The following is a 17,158-nucleotide window of genomic DNA, read 5'->3' as shown; positions in this document are numbered from 1 at the left end:
CGCCGAACGCGACAGCCCTCAGAAGGCGAAGTCCATCCATCCGAAGAAGAGAACCAACGCTTTCTTGGCAGCACACCCCGGCCTGTGCCCCGTGATCACGAGGACGATCCAGGTGAGCAACACCCCCACCAGAGCGAAGGCGAGTACTCCGATTCCCGGTGCGGTGCCGACGAACACAAACAGCACCGCCGCAAGCCCCGCGACGCACACGATTGCGAGTCCGGCCTCGCGGAGGACTCTGGCCAAGGAAACAGGGCCGGTCCGCCCGTTCCTCAAATCGGCCTCGACGACCACGTGTTCGGTCGCACCGCACAGCGCCTTGTCCACCACGGTGTCTCCCCGATCACGCGCGGCCGGGGGACCGGAACTCGTGCTCCTGCCCCCCAACTGATCAACTGCCCGTCGGCGTCGATCCATGACGCGCTCGAACCATCCCCCGATGCTACGGTCCCGCCCTCAGCACGGTGACACCACGCCGCCGGCCCCACCGGAGAAGCGCCGACGGCCCGGAAGCTCCTCCGCGACTGCCGACAGAAGGGCGACGGCCTGCACCATGCGGGCGCAGACCGCCGGCCGGTCACCAGCCTGGGCCGGGGACAAGATCATTCCTTCGGTCCCGGGCCCCCTCAGGATCAGTCCCACATTCCCAGACGCTTGAGGCGACGCTGCCGGAGCCGTTCCGAGATCGCCGTGAGACCGAAGACAAGCCCCATGAGCAGCCCGAAGATCACAGCGACCAGGGCGTTCGGCTCCTGGAGTGACAGCAACAAGAAGAACAGGGTGAAGAACACAGCGGTGCAGAGGCCGGTGCCGACCGGGTGTCGGGCCACCCATTTCTGGATCCGCGTCGGACGCCGCTGCCCACCCATGGCCCGGTCCCAAGCCCAGAACCGATTCGCCGCAGAACGTCGCCGGTTCTGCTCGCCGGGAGGATCTGGCGGGCCGATCGGATGCCTGCCGAGGCCGGGCTGCAGGCCAGGTGTGTTGGGAGGCTCAGGGTCCCCGCCGCCGTCCTGTCCCGTACGGATGAGGGACACGAGATAGCGGAAGAGAGCCATCGTCGCCGTGGCGAGCATTCCTCCGACTCCGGCCCGGGCCGTGGTTCCCACGAGGGAGTCGGTGGGCAGCATGCCGACCCAGTAGAGGCTGAGCACCACCAGGACGGTGAAGCACAGGGCCGCTGCGAGTGCTCTTGCCGAGCGGGAGTGGATCACCGTGCTACCTCCGGATCTCGCGCCGCCGCGAAGGTGGGTGCTCCGAGTCCAGCCCGACGAAGGACCCTTGGCAAGGGAACGGGACCGGTCGGCCCTCTCCCGGACTGTACGCCGTCGCCATGCCGCCGTCCCCTCTGCCGAAAGCGGTGTTGCCCGGCAGCCGACCGGTGGGCGGCTACCGGGCAGTGTTCTCGTTCAGTTCAGTTCCGCACGCAGCCGGATCAGTGGCTTGCTCGCCTCAAGGCCGTCAGATGGACTGCCACCAGTCGAACACCGTCACCAGTGATTTCTTGACCGCGCATGAGAAGTTGTGCCCCGCTACCAAGAAGCAGGCTGAGCATACGACCAACAGGGCCAGCGAAAGGGTGATGACGAAGACTCCGGGAGTCACGCCGGCGACCACGAACAGGAAGGCCGAGAAAGCGGCCATGAATCCTATGCCTGCAAGGCTGCACTTCAGCGCACTCCACCCTGAAACGGCATGGATCGGACCGTCCAACGGTTCGGCCTTGACGACGAGGTGCCTGTTCGACCCGCAGAGTTCGCGATCAACCATGAGACCTCCGGACGACGGCGCTGTCGGGCGGACCGGATCTCCAGCCCGACCGGTTCGCTGCTCAGTACTACCGCGTGGCGTTGCACTTGAGCTGGCGGCTGATCTGCTCGGCCGTACGGGCTCCCTTGCGGGTCCAGTACTGACCGGGCGTCTGGACGTCTGCGGCCTTCTCCGTGTCGACCACTCCCGCCGAATCGGCGAGAGCGGATCGGTAGCTGACTTCCAGGAGCTTCGGAAGGGCCGGCACCTCCTCATGGACCTTCCGCTCGGCGAATCCTGTCGGCACCCAGGCCGAGTGCCCGGAGTCCGACGCTCCCAGGACCACGACCCTCCCAACGCCCGCTTCGGGCACCGTCGGGCGTGCGGCAGTGAACAGCTCCCGACGCTTGCCGGTCACATCAGCGCCGCTTATCTCGGTGATCGATTCACCCTGGCAGAGCGGAACGAACATCTCGACCTGTCCCGTGGATACCCGGAAGCCGAGGTAGGGCGGCTCCGGGTCCGACATGAAGCAGCCGCTCAATGCCAATGCGCCGATCGTGCCGAGGCCGGCCGAGATGGTACGCCTCAAGGGCATCGGTATCCCCCAAGCTGAAGATTGGCCTGGCGCTCCCAGATGTTCCCACACGGGTTCACCCCTGAGCCAAAGTACAGGAAGGGGAACAGCTGGCCGAAGGTGCGCCATTGCTGGGCGTGCTGCCGCTCGTGGGCAAGCCGCTGCTGCGAAACCATGTCGGGGTTGTTGCTGGTGAAGTAGCTCGATCCGATCGTCGTACCACCTCGGCTGTGCAGTCCGACTCCACCCCGGCAGACGCGGAAAGCCAAGCCGCCGCTGCACTGGTACCCGAGGACGGGCGCCACGTTGATCATCGTGGCGTCAACAGCTGCCGTCTGCGCCACCGCGACCGTCCGGACGAAGGTGCTGCCCATGATCTTGGCACCCTCCGTGATCTTCCGCCCGACCAGCTTCACCGCCTTGACCGGGTTCACCGTCACCTTCGTCCTGATGATCGGCTTCCATCGCCACGCCCGCCCGTCGAGGTCGTACTGCCCGATCGGGTCGCACGGGTACGCGTAGGCGTTGGCGCTGCCACCGGGGACGGGGTCCACGGAGAGGAAGCGGCCGGTGGCGGGGTTGTAGAGGCGGACGCCCATGAGGACGATGCCGTCCTGGGCTTCGGCGGAGCGTTGCTTGGCGCCGAGCCAGCCGTAGCGGGTGGCTGCCTGGGCGGTGGCCGGGGTGCCGTACTCGTCGGCGTCGAGGAGGACGGGGGTGGTGAGGGCGGTGTCCGTGACGAGCACCACCGAGCCGAAGAGGTTGGTGAGTTGGAGTTTGATCGCTCCCGTGTTGGTGGCGGTGGCGGCGAGGTCGCCGTCGGTGCCGGGGACGTTGCGGGTCCAGGCGCCGGCAGCGTCTTCGACGGTCCACTGCGGGTTGTCGCTGGTTCCGCTGTAGTGGTTCAGGCGGGTGGCGGTGGTGGACCAGGTGCCGTCGGCCTGCTTGGTGGCGGTGGTGCTGCCGTTGAGGCGGCCGGCGGGGTCGAGGGTCCAGGTCTGCTTGGTGGTCGCGGTCTCCTGGCTGGCGACCAGGTCGTTGACGCGGTAGCCGAGGGCCGTGCCGCTCGGCGTGGTGAGCGTGCGGCCGAACGCGTCGTAGGTGTAGCCCGCGGTGGTGATCCGGTCCGCGCTGTCGTAGGTGGAGTTCACCGTGGTGGCACCGGTGGTGGTGCAGGTGCCGTCGGCGGCCGGGCCGGTGGTGCTCTTCGCGGTGCGGTTGTAGTGGACGTCGTAGGTGTAGGTGCGGGTGGTGCAGCCGGCGGCGACCGTGGACTGCTCCGCCTTGATCAGCCGGCCGAGGCGGTCGTAGGCGTAGGACTTGATGCCGTTGGTGCTGCTGTCCTTGGTCACCTGCCCCTGGGTGGAGAGCTCCTCGTTCTGCGCCCAGACGACCTTGCCGTCGGAGGTGCGGGCGTAGGTGCGGGCGACGGCCTTGCCGGAGGCGTTCAGGGTGTCCTTGCGGACGATGCCGCCGGGGTAGGTCTGCTCGACGAGCTGGCCGTCCGGGCTGTACTTGGCCGTGAACTCACCGGCCTTGCTGTCGTTCACCGAGGTGAGCAGACCGCGCGGCTCCTTGGCGCGGTCGTAGGTGTAGGTGGTGACGCCGGTAGGGTCGGTGACCTTGACCGGCTTGCCGAACTTGTCGTACTCGGTCGTGGTGGTCGCGCCGTCCGCGTCGGTGTAGGAGATCGTGCGGCCGAGGACGTCCTTGACGGTGGTGATCGACTTGCCGCCCGCCGTGGTCGACACGGCCTCGCCCGTCGCCGGGTCGTAGGCGGTGACGGCCTTCGGCACGGCCTGGCCCTCGTCGCCGGTGACCTCGGTGGAGACGGTGCGGTCGACGGCGTCGTAGGTGGTGCTGGTCTTGCGGGTCTTGCCCGCGTTGGTCTCCACGACCTCCTCGGGACGGCCGGTGCGCGAGTAGCGGGTGACCTGCTTGACCGGCAGGGTGGTCGGCATCCGCGCCGCGTCGCCGCCGGTGATCGCGGCACCCGGTGCGGTGACGCACGGCTGGCCGGCCCACTCCGGGCGGTTGGCGCAGGCCGCGTTGGCGGCGTTGGCGCCCGCCGTGTAGTAGACCGACTTGACGGTGGAGGCGTCCGCCGTGTCGGAGCCCGGGACCCGGACCTCCTCGGTGCGGCCCTGCGCGTCGTAGCGGGTCGTGGTGGTGAGCTTGGCGCCCAGCGCGTCGGTGGTCACCGTGGTCGGCTTCTTCAACGTCCAGCCGGACGTCCCGCCGAGCGGCGTACCGTAGCCGTTCTGGGTGACCCGCACCTCCGCGTCCGCGGCGTAGCCGTCGATGCGGGCGCCGTCGGTGGCCGTGGTGACCAGGTGGTAAGCCTGGCCGTCGGGCTTCTGCTCGTCGTAGGTGTTGGTGTTGTGGTCGCGGACCACCACCGGCGCCCCGGCGGCGAGCGTCGGGTTGACGGTGCTCTTGGTCAGCGTGATGGTGTCCAGGCCCGCGTGGTAGCGGTCGCCCTGGGTGCCCGCGTTGGTGCCGGTGACGGTGACCTTGAGCTCGTGGTCACCACGGGTCAGCCGGACGGACTGGCCGGCCGTGTAGGGGGCCGTCGAGCCGGCCGGGTTGGCGTCGAAGGTGTCGATCGGCTGGCCGACGTTCTGGCCGTCGATCGCGAACTGGATGACGCCGTGGTCGTTGAAGCGGGTCAGCTGGCCGGAGAGCACGTACTCGCCCTCCTCCGGCACGCTGACGCGCATGACGTCGTAGGCGCCCGCCTGCGTGCCGGCCAGGCTGAGCTGCGCTCCGCCGGACCAGGTCAGCGCGCCGTTGTCGTTGACCACCCGCACCGGGGCGGTGGCGCCGAGCTGTGGCAGCTTCTCGGCCTCCCAGGTCGAGGTGACCGGGGTGCTCTGGCCGTTGACCTGCTCGGTCAGCGAGGCGCGGTAGACCGGGCCGAGCGTCTCCGCGACGTCCTGGCCGTCGGCGGTGTAGACGGTGCGCGTGTCCAGCAGCCGGGCCCGGGCGGCGGAGTCCGTCGGGAGGTTCAGCTCGGCCGCGTACCGGCCGGTGTCCGGGTGGGTGCCGAGCGCGATCGCGCGGTTGGTGGCCTCCAGGGATCGCACCACATGACCGTAGCGGTCGTACTCCTTGGTGTCGATGTCACCGCCCGGAGTGACGGACGGGGTGGCGGTGTTGACCTCCTGGCCGTTGGCGTTGAGGTAGTGCACGGTGGCCGGCTTGTAGCCGTCCTTGCCCGGCTTCACGGCGGTCGCCGTGTTGGTGCCCGGGTCGTCCTCCGGCCCGAAGACGGCGGTGGCGTCGGTCGGGGCGTCCAGCTGGGCCCACTTCGCCACCTCCGCGCCGGACAGGTCGTACGGACCGCCGGCCGTGCCGCTGGTCAGCGGTACGTCGTAGACGACATTGACGGCGGTCTCGCCGTTGACCTGGTTCTTCGAGCCCTGGGTCAGGGCCTGGCGGCGGACCTTGAGCAGGCGCCCCGGATCCTGGTCGGCGGCGGCCTTGCCGAAGTCGAAGTTCCACGGCAGCTGACCCGCCGGCGTGGCCCGGGTGACCCGGCCCGCGTCGTCGTAGCCGTACGTGGTCTTCAGCGGCTGGGTCAGGCGCGGGTCCCAGGTCTCGGCCAGGCGGCCCTTGTCGTCGTACGCGTAGTGCGCGACCTCGACGGCCTCCTCCTTCGACGTCGCCGGGTTCCACGACCACACCTTGACCGCCTTGACGCGGTCCAGGTAGTCACCGGGAGAAGTCGCGTTCGCGGTGGTCGACTTGGCGTATTCGTACTCCATGACCTCGCAGCCGCGCGGCAGCGGCTCCACCGAGCACTTGTTGGCGTCGTCCACCCCGGCCTCGACCGGCGGGATGACGCGCTTGACGAGCGAGCGGCCGTCGGTGGTGTCGTACAGGTAGCGGGTCGCCGAGGGGGCGCCCGGACCGATCTCACTCACCACCTGGTAGCTGTTCGAGCCGGCCTGGCGGGCGAAGACGGTCTTGGTCCCGTCCAGCTCGGTCAGCTCGTAGGTGGTGGCGTTGGTCTGCACGTCCCAGACCTGGTTGGGGCCGGCCCAGCACACCCAGACCGAGGCGCCGTGGTCGGTGTCCAGGCACTTGCCGGAGTGGAGGCTGATGATCTGGCCGTCGGTGCGGACGTCCCATTTCTGGTTGTCCCCGCCGTTGCAGCCCCACAGCACCAGCTGGGTGCCGTTGTCGACCTGGCCCCAGGGGTTGTCCAGGCAGTAGCCGAGCAGCCGCAACGTCTGGTCGTCGCCGCGGGTCCACTGCTGGTTGGCGCCACCGGTGCAGGTGGTGGCCTGGAGGTGGGCGCCGTTGCCCGCCGCGCCGTTCGGGACCTCCAGGCACTGGCCGCTGCTGTTCAGCAGCAGCGCGCCGGAGGTGGCCGCGACGGCCTTGAGCGTCAGCGACTCCGCGCCCGGCTCCGGGAAGAAGGTGCCGTCGGTGCCCTTGGCGAAGGTAAGCGTGCCGTCGTCGTTGCCCTTGATCTCGACCAGGTCGGACTGCGGGAACGACAGCGAGCGGAAGTCGGAGCCGGCGCCCGCGTCGGGGCCGCCGGCCCACTGCGGACCGAACGGCGCGACGATCTCCTTCAGCGACAGGTCGTCGAAGAAGACCTCCTTGTCCGGTGCGGCGAAGCCGTTGATCAGCCGGAACCAGGCCTCGGTGGCGTCCTTGGGGACGGTCATGTCGACGGTCAGCTGCTGCCAGCCGTCGGTGAACGAGGCCTTCGGCGACGGCACGTCCGTGTAGCCGGCCGGCGTGCGGTGGACGCCGACGAGACGCAGGCCTATGTCGGCGCGGTCGGGGTTCAGGCCGGTGGTGCCCGGCACGTAGATCCAGCCGGTGAGGCGGTAGGTCCGGCCCGGCTTCATGCCCTGGCCGAGGTTGTATCCCGTGCCGATCTCGACGTAGGAGCTCTGGTTGCCGTTGGGCTTGACCAGCAGCGAGTCGGTGGAGCTGTCGTGACCGCGGGCGGTCGAGCGGCTGATGTCCGCCGGGCCGGCGGTGAAGCCGGCCGTGTCGGTGCCGATCTGGCGCTGGTTGGTGGTCAGGCGCTCACCCTGCGGCTGCCAGCCGCGGTCCGTGCCCCGCGAAGAGGAGGTACGGGTGACGGACATGCCGAACGCGCTGGTGTCGGTGGCGCTGGTGCTGTAGTCACCGGTGAGCAGGTTCACGGATCCCGGGCCCGCGTCGGCGCTCGCGGCGCCGTCGGCGTTGCGGTCCACGGTCAGGGTGTTCCAGACGGTGGTGTAGCCGTTGCCGGAGCCGTCCTGCGGGAACAGCTTGGCGCGCACCTGCACGACACCGCCGACGTTGCCGAGGGTGTCCAGGACGTTCCAGTTGGCGTGCGGGCCGAGGTCCGCCAGCAGCGGCTTGTCCTCGGTGACCGGGGTGTTGTCCGCCTTGGTCAGGTTGACGCGGGGCACCGTGTACTCGGTGGCGCCGGGGCCGCGGCGGTACTCGTAGACCACCCGCTTGTACTGGGCCTGGGCGTCGACGGAAAGCTTGACGCGCTTGGCCGCCTGGGTGCCGTTCACCGGCGAGCTGATGCCGGCCTGGCCCACCTGGAACACGTACTCGGCCGCCTGCGAGAGGTTGCCCGCACGGTCCTTGGCCTGCACCTTGAGCACCCGCCGGCCGTCGGTGGCCGGGGTGATCGAGGTGGTCAGACCCGCCGTGGCGTTGACCGTCACCGGCGTGGTGCCGTCCAGGGTGTAGACGTACGCGGCCAGGTCGTTCGTCCCCGCGGGCGGGGTGAAGGTGAACGAACCGGCCTGGTTGGCCGCGCCGTGCCACGTCCCGTCGGACGGGTAGTCGGCGGAGGTGACGGTCGGCGTGCCGGGGGCGGTGGTGTCGACGACGAAGCTCGTGCCGGACCAGCCGGAGGACGAGTTGGCGTCGGAGACCTTGGTCCACACCGAGTACGGGACGCCCTCGTCCAGCTTCGCCACACCGAGGTCGGCCGGGCCCACCTGGAGGTAGGTGTTGGCCGGGACCTGCCGGTAGATGCTGTTGACGAAGCTGCCGTTGCGCCACAGGTCGACGTTCACGCCGACCGTGCCGTCGTCGGGGTCGTCCGCGCGGACCTGGAAGCGCGGCGTCGCGGAGTTGGTGTACCGCGGCTCACCCGGCTGCGAGGGCAGCACCTCGATGCCGGACGGCGCCGACGGCACCGCGTTGTAGGTGATCGAGATGTACGGCGGGACGTCGCTCTCGGCGGAGCCGAACCGCTTCCAGGAGAGGTTGCTGTTCTCGTCCGTCGCCTTCAGCAGCAGGCCGTAGTCGGCGGAGTTGTGCTGCGCGAAGTACCGGATCATGTCCGTGACGTCGGTGTTCGTCCAGGCGGAGCCGTCCGGCGCGGTGCACTGGTGGCTGTCACCGCCGTCGACGTCGTAGGTCTCGTACGTCCGGGTCCACATCTGGCCCCACTGGGGCTCGTTGCCCCACCGGGTCCACCAGGCCGCGCCGCCCGCGTTCCAGACCTCCCACTGCTTCGGGGTGCAGTAGGAGGAGTGGTAGTTGAACAGGTGCAGCTTGGCGTCGATGATCTGCTTGCCGTTGAACTGGCCGCCCGGGATCGTGAGGTACGAGCGCGCCTTGACACTGCCGTTGTAGCTGCCCAGCTTGAGGTCCTCGGAGCCGGAGGCGTCCCAGTTCTCGTTGTTCTGGACGTAGGTGTCGTACGTGGTGGTGACGGTGCCCACCACCGGGTCGATGGTGACCGGGTACTGGGTGCTGGTGTTGGCCAGGAACGCCGCGTCCGGGGTGAACACCAGCTCGGTGTCCGCGCCCTGGCCGCGCAGCTGCATCGTCACCGGCGCGCGGTTCAGGTGCTCCTGCGAGGCCGGGTCCACCGCTGCGTCCCACATCACCGGCGAGGGGATCTTCACGACGAGCCTGCCGCTCGTCTTGTCCAGCAGCTGGATCGAACCGTCCTGCTGCGCCGCGACGTTGAGGCCGGTGGTGTCGATCGGGATCGTCATCGTGCTGGCCTGGGCGACGGCGGAGCGGTTCTTGACGATCAGGAACTGCTCGAAGCCGGTCCGCGTCGCCTTGACCACGAGGTCGACGCCCGGCCGGGCGTCGACGTACGTCGCCTTGTTGCCCTCCAGCTTCGGCTTGGGCAGCCTGCCCAGCCAGCCGAAGCCCACCTTCTGGTCGCCGGAGCCGTAGCTGGCGAGTTCGCGCTCCTGGAGCGTGGTGGTGGTCGAGGCGGGGGAATCCCCGGGGGCCGGCGCGCCGTCGGTACCCGGCAGGCTGTCGCCCACCGTGACGGCGGGATCGCCGCCTTCGAGCACGAGGGCGCCGGGGTGGGCCTTCGGCGCCACCTTGCCCGTCGGCGTCGGGGCCAGGGTGGTGTCCACCGCGACCCAGGAGCCGCCGGACTTCATCCGGACCGGTCCGGTGGAGCGATCGGAGGTGAGCGTGCCCTCCGGGTTCGCCCAAAGGGTGGTCGACTCGGTTCGCGCGCTCACCACTTCGACACGGCGACCCTGAAGGCGGGCCGACAGCAGGGCCGAGGCCTCGTCGGGCGCTTCGGCGGTCGTGCCGGCCACCGCATTGGCCTGCGGTGTTTCCGGGGCCGGTGCCGCGAAGGCGGAGGAGGCGGCCAACGCCTCGACGGCCACACCGGTCTGGACCAGCAGACCCAGCGTCACCGCCGCCGACATGGCGCGTTTCCAGCGCATGGACATGGAGAGGGTCCCGCCCGCCGCAGTGGGCGAGACCGTGGAACGTCGTGACATCAGATCCTCGTCGAGAGAGTGCCAAGACGGTGCAAGCCTTCTGGCTCGGCAGAGAACCTTTCATGCCTTTGGAGTTCTCAGGAATCTTTAAGGGTTTCGATCGAATAACGATGAATCGCATGCGACTCATATTCCGGTCAAATCTTGGCCCTTGTCGTACCAGCTGTGGGAATTTGGCCTCTCGGGCGCCCTTGTCGCCCATAGGCCGAAGAGCCGGAAATCTCCCGGGTCGGCGGAATTGCCCGACAGTGGCCCGAGATCTGGATTCCCCTCCTCCATTTATAGTGGGAATCAGCGGCCCGGTGGAAGGGGAATTGTCGGTTCCATCGTTCGCGGCCACGGCCGCGGCGGCGCGCCGGGCGGGGTCACCACCCGGTGCGCCGCCGTCCCGTCCGGTCGTCAGGGGCGGGTGCGTCCGGCCGCGGCGGCGCGGGCGAGCAGGCCTTCGATGTCGAGCACCACGGTTCGGGGCGTGTAGGTGCCGTCGATGCGCAGCCGCAGGTAGCGGGCGGCGTTGCCGACGTACTCCAGGGGCTCCTCGGCCGCCGCGGCCACCACGTCGCGGTGCGGGGCCGCCGCCGTCGGGCCGAGCGCGGTGAGGGAGTTGAGGGCTTCGACCCTGACGCTCTCCGGGTGGCCGGGCGCGACGAGGGAGGCCAGGAGGGCGGCGCCCGCCGGGTCGCCGGTGTGCTTGCCGAGTGCTTCCGCGCACGCGATGCGCACGTACGGATCGGTGTCGTCGGCGGCCGTCGCGCGCAGGGCCTCGGTGGCCTCGGCGGTCGGGATGCCGGCGGTCAGGGCCAGCAGGCCGATGGCGCCCCAGCGGCGCACGGTGGCGTCCGGGTCGGAGAGCGCGGTGGTGAACCGGGGGATCAGGGCGGGGTCGCGCCGGCCCACGGCGTCGGCGAGGTCGAGGATGCGGGCGAGGGGGTAGGCGCCGGGTTCGCGGGAGGCCTGGTAGCCCTCGGCGGGGGAGTCCTCGCCCAGGAAGCCGTTGTCGTGGACGTCGAGCAGGTGGGCGCGCAGCGCCTCGTCGAGCCGCTGCTCGACCTCGGCGTGCGCCGGGTCGCCGGCGAGGTTGTGGATCTGGTCCGGGTCGGTGGCGCAGTCGTACAGTTCCACGCCCGGCTTCTCGTGCCAGAAGGCGTCCTGGACGTCGTTGAGGCGTCCGGCGAGGTGCTCGGTCTCCCAGGACTGGTAGCCGGCGGCGAGCCAGGCGAAGGCCTGGTGCGTTCCGTAGGGGCGGTGGGGCGCGTAGTTGCGGATGTACCGGTAGCGGGCGTCGCGGACGCTGCGGATCATGTCCGGGCGCTCGTCCATCCGGTTGCGCATGGAGAAGGCGAGCGCGCCGGCGGTGTCGAAGGAGGTGCGGGCGAGGCTCTCGCCCCGCATGTGGGCGGGCACCGTGCCGCCGGCGAGTTCGACCAGGGTGGGCGGGATGCCGAGCGTGGACACGGCGGCGTCGACCCGGGAGCCGGGGGCCGGGAAGCGGTGCGCGTGGCGGGCGGGGGCGGCGACGATCAGCGGGACGTGCAGGCCCTCGTCGTAACACCAGCGCTTCGAGCGGGGGTTGACGCCGCCGTGGTCGGAGGTGTGGATGACGATGGTGTTGTCGAGTTCGCCGTCCTCCTCCAGTTCGGCGAGGAGCTGCCCGACGAACGCGTCCATCCCGGCGATGTGGCGGTAGTAGTGCGCGAAGTCGCCGCGGATCTCGGGGGTGTCGGGCAGGTAGGCGGGCAGCCGGACGGCGGCGGGGTCGACGGTGAACTCGTCGCGGCCGAAGACGGCGCTCTCGTGCGTCGGGTCGTAGTTGAACACCGCGAGGAACGGGGCGCCGTCGGGCCGGTTGCGCCAGTGCGCGGTGCGGGAGGACTCGGCCCAGACGGCCTGCGGGTCGGTGTCGCTGTTGTAGTCGGTCTTGACGTTGTTGGTGCAGTAGTAGCCGAGGTCGCGCAGGAGTTCCGGGTACGTGGTCATCCAGTCGGGGACGGTCGCCCGGGCGCGCTGGTGGTGGGCGGGGCCGTGGCTCTCCGGGGCGACGCCGGTCAGCAGGGCGAAGCGCGAGGGCGCGCACACCGGGGCGGGGCTGTTGGCGTTGGTGAACAGCGTGCCCCGCTCGGCGAGGGCGTCGAGGTGGGGGGTGGTGGCGAGCGGGTCGCCGTAGCAGCCGAAGCGGGGCGGGCAGTCTTCGCTGACGGTCCACAGGATGTTGGGCCGGGACGAGCTCATCGGGGGCCTTTCGGAGGAGTCGTGGAGCGTGCACGCGATGCCGCCCACCTGCGATGACGGTCGCTCGGACACGTCATGACCGGAACCGAACCACGGCTCCCCGGGCGTTCTCAAGGCCTTGCGCGGGCCTTCGGCATTCCGTCGCCCAGTGTTTGCAGTTCTGCCATTTGGCAGTACTGCCACTTTTACCTGGCGTCCTCGGCGCCCTCGCCGGCGACCGTGCGCGACGTCCGCCGGTCAGGGAACGGCGGGGTCCTCGGGCAGCGCGTTGAGGGCGTCGCGCAGCATGGCGCGGGAGGTGATGCCGAGCTTCGGGTAGATCTGGTAGAGGTGGGCGCCGACCGTGCGGTGGGAGACGAAGAGGCGTTCGGCGATCTGCTTGTTGGTCAGGCCGGTGGCGGCGAGATCGGCGATCTCCCGTTCCTGGGCGCTCAGTACGCTGCCGTGCGCGGCGTCCGGGCGGCGCCTGCCCCAGCCGGTCGCCCGCAGCTCCTTCACCGCCCGCTCGGCCCAGGGCCGGGCGCCCAGTTCCTCGAAGGCCGCCAGCGCGGCGCGCAGCGGGGCCCGCGACGCGGCGGTCGCCCGGGCCCGGCGCAGCCGCTCGCCGTAGGCGAGTTGGACGCGGGCGTGGTCGAAGCGCCACCGCTGGCCGCCCGGGGTGCCGAGCGCCAGCGCGAACAGCCGCAGCGCCTCCTCGTCGTCCTCGGCGCACAGCGCGGCGGACGCCTCCGTCAGCATGGCGTACCGGGAGGAGACGGCGGCGAGGCCGGCCTCGCGCATCGCCCGCACGTGCGCGGCGGCCTCCTCGCGCCGGTTGCCGCGGACGGCCGCCTCGACCAGGTGGGCGGCCACCCACAGGGCGTGCGGGGCGTGCGAGGCGAGGGTGCCTGCGGGGCTGACGGCGCCGGCGTGCTCGTGGGCGATCGCGTAGTCCCCGCGGCCCAGGGCCGCGACGGCCGCGGCGTGGTGGGCGTAGTGCGCGGCGCAGGGCCGCGCCGTGCGACGCGGCCCAGCCGATGATCCGCCCGGCCGTCGCCAGGCTCTCCTCCGCGTGCCCGCGGGCGCCGAGGACGATGGCACGGATGTAGAGGAAGTACCAGGCGAAGGCACTGTACTCGTGGTCCTCGCAGGCCCCCAGCCCCTCGTCGGCGAGCTCGACGGCCTCGTCCCAGCGCCCCGTGAGGTAGTCGTCCAGGCAGAGGTGGATGAGGGAGGAGATGTACCGTCGCGCCGGGCCGCCGTCGCGCCCCGCCCGCACCACCTGCCAGGCCGCGTCGCGGACCTCGCCGAGACGGTCGAGGTAGAGGGCGCCGGTGCCGACCCGGGTGATCCGCACCGGGTCGGGCTCGCCGGACAGCGACGCCATGAGCGCGTCGAGCTGCCCGTGCGCCGCCGCCCCGGTGCGGGCCGGATCGGAGAAGGTCAGTCCCAGTACGGCCAGCACGGCCGGCGGCTGCGGGGTGAGGCGTCCGACGGCCCGGTAGTAGAACTGCCACAGGTCGTGCCGGGCACCGAAGAAGCAGACCACCGCCAGCACGTGCAGCGCGTCGACCAGCGCCTTGTCGTCGGCCCGGTAGCCGTGCGCCCCGGCCGCGGACTCGATGGCGCCGGTCAGCAGCCGGTGGGCGGCCGCCACGTCGCCGTCGCCGTTCAGCATGAGCATCGCGGAAGCGGTGGCGGAGTGCAGCGACGCCTCGGGGGCGGCCCGGCGGGCGTCGTCCAGGAGCTTGCGGGCACTGGACAGGGCCCCGGTGGACTCGGCGCCCAGGTAGGCGGCCTCGGCGAGGCGGCGGCTGCGGTTCGGGCCCGCGGGGGAGAGGGACGCCGAGCGGATCAGTGTGCGCATCGCTCCGGCGGCGTCCCCGCGGCGCAGGGTCAGGCCCGCGGCGTGCTCCAGCAACGCCGCGACCTCCTCGTCCGGCTCCACCGTGGCCTCGCCCAGGTGCCAGGCGCGCCGCTCGGGCCGGTCGGCGAGCGCGTGGGCGAGCGCCGTGTGCGCGGCGCGCCGCTCGCTGCTCAGCGCCTGGGCCACCACGGCGGAGCGGATCAGCGGGTGCCGGAACCTCAGCCGCTGCCCGCCCTCCTCGATCTCCACCAGCCGCTCGCGCTCGACCGGCGCGAGGTCCTCCAGGCCGGACCCGCTCCCGGCGCGGCGGGCCGCCGCCTGCAGCACGCCCAGGTCACCGGTCCCTTCGAGGGCCGCCAGCAGGAGCAGCCGCCGGGCGGCGGCGGGCAGACCGGTGACCCGTGAGCCGAACAGCGTCTCCAGCCGGCTGCTGAGCGGCAGGACGGCGGGGGAGTCGGCGGCGGCGGGCCGCAGGGCGGCCGGCAGCTCCAGGAGCGCCAGCGGATTGCCGCCCGCCTCGGCCAGCAGCCGCCGGCGCGCGCCGCGGGCGAGGCCGGGGAACCTGTTGCCGAGCAGCCGCGCCGCCGACTCGTCGTCGAGCGGCGGGAGGTCGTAGCCGGGGAGGGCGTCGGCCCCCTTGGGGCGCGGCTCGCCGGTGCGGGCCGCCGCCACGAAGCTGACGCCCAGTCCGGCCACCCGCCGGGCGACGAAGCCGAGCACCGCCGTACTGGCGTGGTCGACCCACGGGAGGTCGTCGACGACCACCAGCAGCGGCTTCCCGCCGGCCACCGTCTGCAGCAGCCGCAGCACGGCGTTGGAGACGAGCAGCTGCTCCGGCGCCCGGCCGCCGTCGAAGCCGAGCGCCACCCGCAGGGCGTCGCGCAGCGTGGTGTCGAGGTGGTCCAGGGCCCCCAGGAACGGGAAGAGGATCTGGTTCAGGCCGGAGTAGCCGCAGTCGGCCTCGAACTCCACACCCGCCGCCCTGAGCACCCGGACGCCGTTCGCCCGCGCGGAGGAGGCCAGCGTGTCCAGGACGGCGCTCTTGCCGACTCCGGCCTCCCCGGCCAGCAGCAGCGCACCGCCGCCGGCCCCGATCCGCAGCCGGTTGCGGACCAGGCGCAGGTCGTCGTCCCGGCCGATCAGCGGCTCCGCGGTGCCGAGTGCGCCGGACGCGCGCCAGTCGTCCACAGCTGTCCCCTCTCCAGAGTCTGCCGCGCCGCCGTCGCTCCGGAGCCGCCCTCCGTTCGGGCGGGGGCGTGCCTCCGCGCGGGCGTGAATGCCCTGGCCGCGACCAGTATGCCGGACGCGAATGCTGGACACGATCTTGAGCCGGAGGGTGCGGACCGCGTGGGCCAGGGCGCTGCCGGTCCGCTGCGGGCGGCCTCGGGCCCGGCCGTGGGCCGCGCGTTCGCCTCGGGGCTGATGTTCCGTCATCTGTAAGACGCCTCAAGGTGGTTCAGGCCAGCATGGGTCCGGTTCGGGTCAGCTCCCGGCGTCGCGGTTCGTGGGCCGCCGGACCACGCGTACCGTCGGAAGGCCAGTCGGCATCGCTTCCCCGTACCCCCCGTACCGGTCCTCCGCCGCGCGTCCTGCCCGCATCGTGTGAAACGCCGAGGTTGGGAGTCCTCTCGTGCCCGCTCTGCTGCACTACGAGATCGTCACGGATCCGACATCGCTCCAAGTCTCCACCGACGGGGTCCCGTCGGTCGGGACGGTGTACGTGATCGCGTCCAACAGTCACCAGGCTTCGGTGAACTGGCAGTACATCGAGATCGAGATCCCCACCGGCAAGGACCCCGAGCACCTGACGGAGAATCCCGCCGCGATCAACGCGAGCATCAGCCAGACGGGCGGGCGGGTCTGGCGGGTGGCGCCGTCCGTCGTGCGGGAGAGCGACTCGCGGTTCCGGGCGAAGGACCCCTACGACGACTGGGTGGCCCTGCGCGGCGGCGAGGCCCTGATCCTGAAGCTGGAGAACATCCCCGTCTCCCGCGCGGAGGGCCTGGTCAGGCTGAGCATCCACGAGCGGTCCTACGGCGGGGACGCCGTGGTGGCCGAACGGTCGGGCCACTACACCACGACCCTGGGAGTGACCAAGCAGACGTCGAAGGCGCCGCGCAACTTCCGCGCGGAGACCTCGCTGCTGGACACGGACGCCGCGGCCCCCCTCGTTCTGCAGTGGGACGGACCCAACAACCTCGACTACTGGGTGCTCGACGCCGTGGGGAACGAGGTCCACCACGCTCCGGCGTCCCGGCAGGGCCCGGTGACGCAGGACAGCTACTCCCCGTTCCTCGACGCCCCGAAGCGGGGCACCACCTACACCCTGGTGGCCGCGGCGGCCGACGCCGGGCGGCCGCAGGCGGGCTACTTCCTCACCACCACCGTGCACGCCCTGGTCCCCGAGTTCGGGAGTGGCACGCGCACGCCGTGGATCGAGGGTGTGACGGAGAAGGGACGCGTCCGCTTCACCGAGGACGGCGTGGAGGTCCAGAAGGTCCAGGGCGGGAACCACGTCCCGGGCAGGGTCGTGGCCGACAGTACCGACGTCCAGAGCGTGAAGACGGTGCTGGTGCGGGGCCGGGGTGAGGCCGACGGATGGATCGACTTCCCGCAGACGGGCGTTGAGGTGTTCCACGGTCCCGGTCGGGATCCGGGCACGGTCGATGCGGACACGGTGAAGTCGCGGCAGGTGCGGGGTCGGGGCGAGGCCGACGGCGGGATCGAGTTCCCGGCGAGCGGCATCAACGTCTTCCGGGGTCCGCAGCAGGAGGCGGGCAACGTCACCGCGAACCAGGCCGACGTGAGCAGCGTGAAGACCAAGTGGGTGCAGGGGCGGACCGACAGCGCCGGCTGGATCGACTTCCCGGACACCGGCATCGAGGTGTTCCACGGCCCGAACCGGGACCTGGGCACGGTGGACGCGGACACGGTGAAGTCGCGGCAGGTGCGGGGTCGGGGCGAGGCCGACGGCGGGATCGAGTTCCCGGCGAGCGGCATCAACGTCTTCCGGGGTCC

The 17,158-nt window shown here is 71.2% G+C and carries 9 protein-coding genes and 1 pseudogene; 2 read left to right on the top strand and 8 right to left on the bottom strand.

Translation table 11 applies throughout. The annotated features are described in order from the left end of the window. Positions 1-18: 18 nt before the first annotated feature. The 7 genes from ACFU9E_RS19215 to ACFU9E_RS19185 all read right to left on the bottom strand — a co-directional run bounded on the left by ACFU9E_RS19215 (position 19) and on the right by ACFU9E_RS19185 (position 13,374). Positions 19-327: a hypothetical protein gene (locus tag ACFU9E_RS19215; protein ID WP_380681388.1), complete on the bottom strand. Its 309-nt coding sequence runs from the start codon at positions 325-327 to the stop codon at positions 19-21. 305 nt (positions 328-632) lie between these two features. Continuing rightward, on the bottom strand, positions 633-1,154 hold the full coding sequence (locus tag ACFU9E_RS19210) for a hypothetical protein (protein WP_380681386.1): 522 nt from the start codon (positions 1,152-1,154) through the stop codon (positions 633-635). A 307-nt stretch (positions 1,155-1,461) separates the two neighbouring features. After that, complete coding sequence (locus ACFU9E_RS19205; protein WP_380681384.1) at positions 1,462-1,770, bottom strand: hypothetical protein; 309 nt, start codon at positions 1,768-1,770, stop codon at positions 1,462-1,464. A gap of 67 nt (positions 1,771-1,837) precedes the next feature. Beyond that, the gene (locus tag ACFU9E_RS19200) at positions 1,838-2,341 is read right to left on the bottom strand and encodes a hypothetical protein (RefSeq protein ID WP_380681382.1); all 504 of its coding nucleotides are present in this window, start codon (positions 2,339-2,341) and stop codon (positions 1,838-1,840) included. Continuing rightward, positions 2,338-10,008: a ricin-type beta-trefoil lectin domain protein gene (locus ACFU9E_RS19195; RefSeq protein WP_380681380.1), complete on the bottom strand. Its 7,671-nt coding sequence runs from the start codon at positions 10,006-10,008 to the stop codon at positions 2,338-2,340. Before ACFU9E_RS19195 ends, ACFU9E_RS19200 begins: the two co-directional genes overlap by 4 nt. Before the next feature lie 456 nt (positions 10,009-10,464). Next, positions 10,465-12,294, bottom strand: coding sequence for a sulfatase-like hydrolase/transferase (locus ACFU9E_RS19190; protein WP_380681378.1), 1,830 nt, complete (start codon positions 12,292-12,294; stop codon positions 10,465-10,467). Between the two features lie 237 nt (positions 12,295-12,531). Beyond that, positions 12,532-13,374 (bottom strand): LuxR C-terminal-related transcriptional regulator, encoded by an 843-nt coding sequence (locus tag ACFU9E_RS19185; RefSeq protein ID WP_380715184.1) that lies wholly within the window; start codon positions 13,372-13,374, stop codon positions 12,532-12,534. 808 nt (positions 13,375-14,182) lie between these two features. On the opposite strand from ACFU9E_RS19185, the gene ACFU9E_RS19180 reads away from it, so the two are divergent. Further along, positions 14,183-14,545, top strand: coding sequence for a hypothetical protein (locus tag ACFU9E_RS19180; RefSeq protein WP_380715182.1), 363 nt, complete (start codon positions 14,183-14,185; stop codon positions 14,543-14,545). 348 nt (positions 14,546-14,893) lie between these two features. Here the strand turns inward: ACFU9E_RS19180 and ACFU9E_RS19175 are convergent. After that, positions 14,894-15,574, bottom strand: a pseudogene (locus ACFU9E_RS19175) (AAA family ATPase); the annotation flags it as partial. Positions 15,575-15,770: 196 nt separating this feature from the next. Between ACFU9E_RS19175 and ACFU9E_RS19170 the strand changes: the two are divergent. After that, positions 15,771-17,158 (top strand): hypothetical protein (locus ACFU9E_RS19170; RefSeq protein WP_380715180.1); only part of this gene is annotated, 1,388 nt, incomplete at its 3' end.

It is taken from the genome of Kitasatospora sp. NPDC057595, assembly GCF_042800875.1.
Lineage (GTDB): Bacteria > Actinomycetota > Actinomycetes > Streptomycetales > Streptomycetaceae > Kitasatospora.
Note: the sequence above shows the minus strand (reverse complement) of the source record. Positions and strands in the feature narration are given on the sequence as shown.

Coding starts and splice junctions, on each gene's coding strand:
- ACFU9E_RS19205 (WP_380681384.1), bottom strand. CDS start 1,770: ATGGTTGATCGCGAACTCTGCGGGTCGAACAGGCACCTCGTCGTCAAG.
- ACFU9E_RS19195 (WP_380681380.1), bottom strand. CDS start 10,008: ATGCGCTGGAAACGCGCCATGTCGGCGGCGGTGACGCTGGGTCTGCTG.
- ACFU9E_RS19190 (WP_380681378.1), bottom strand. CDS start 12,294: ATGAGCTCGTCCCGGCCCAACATCCTGTGGACCGTCAGCGAAGACTGC.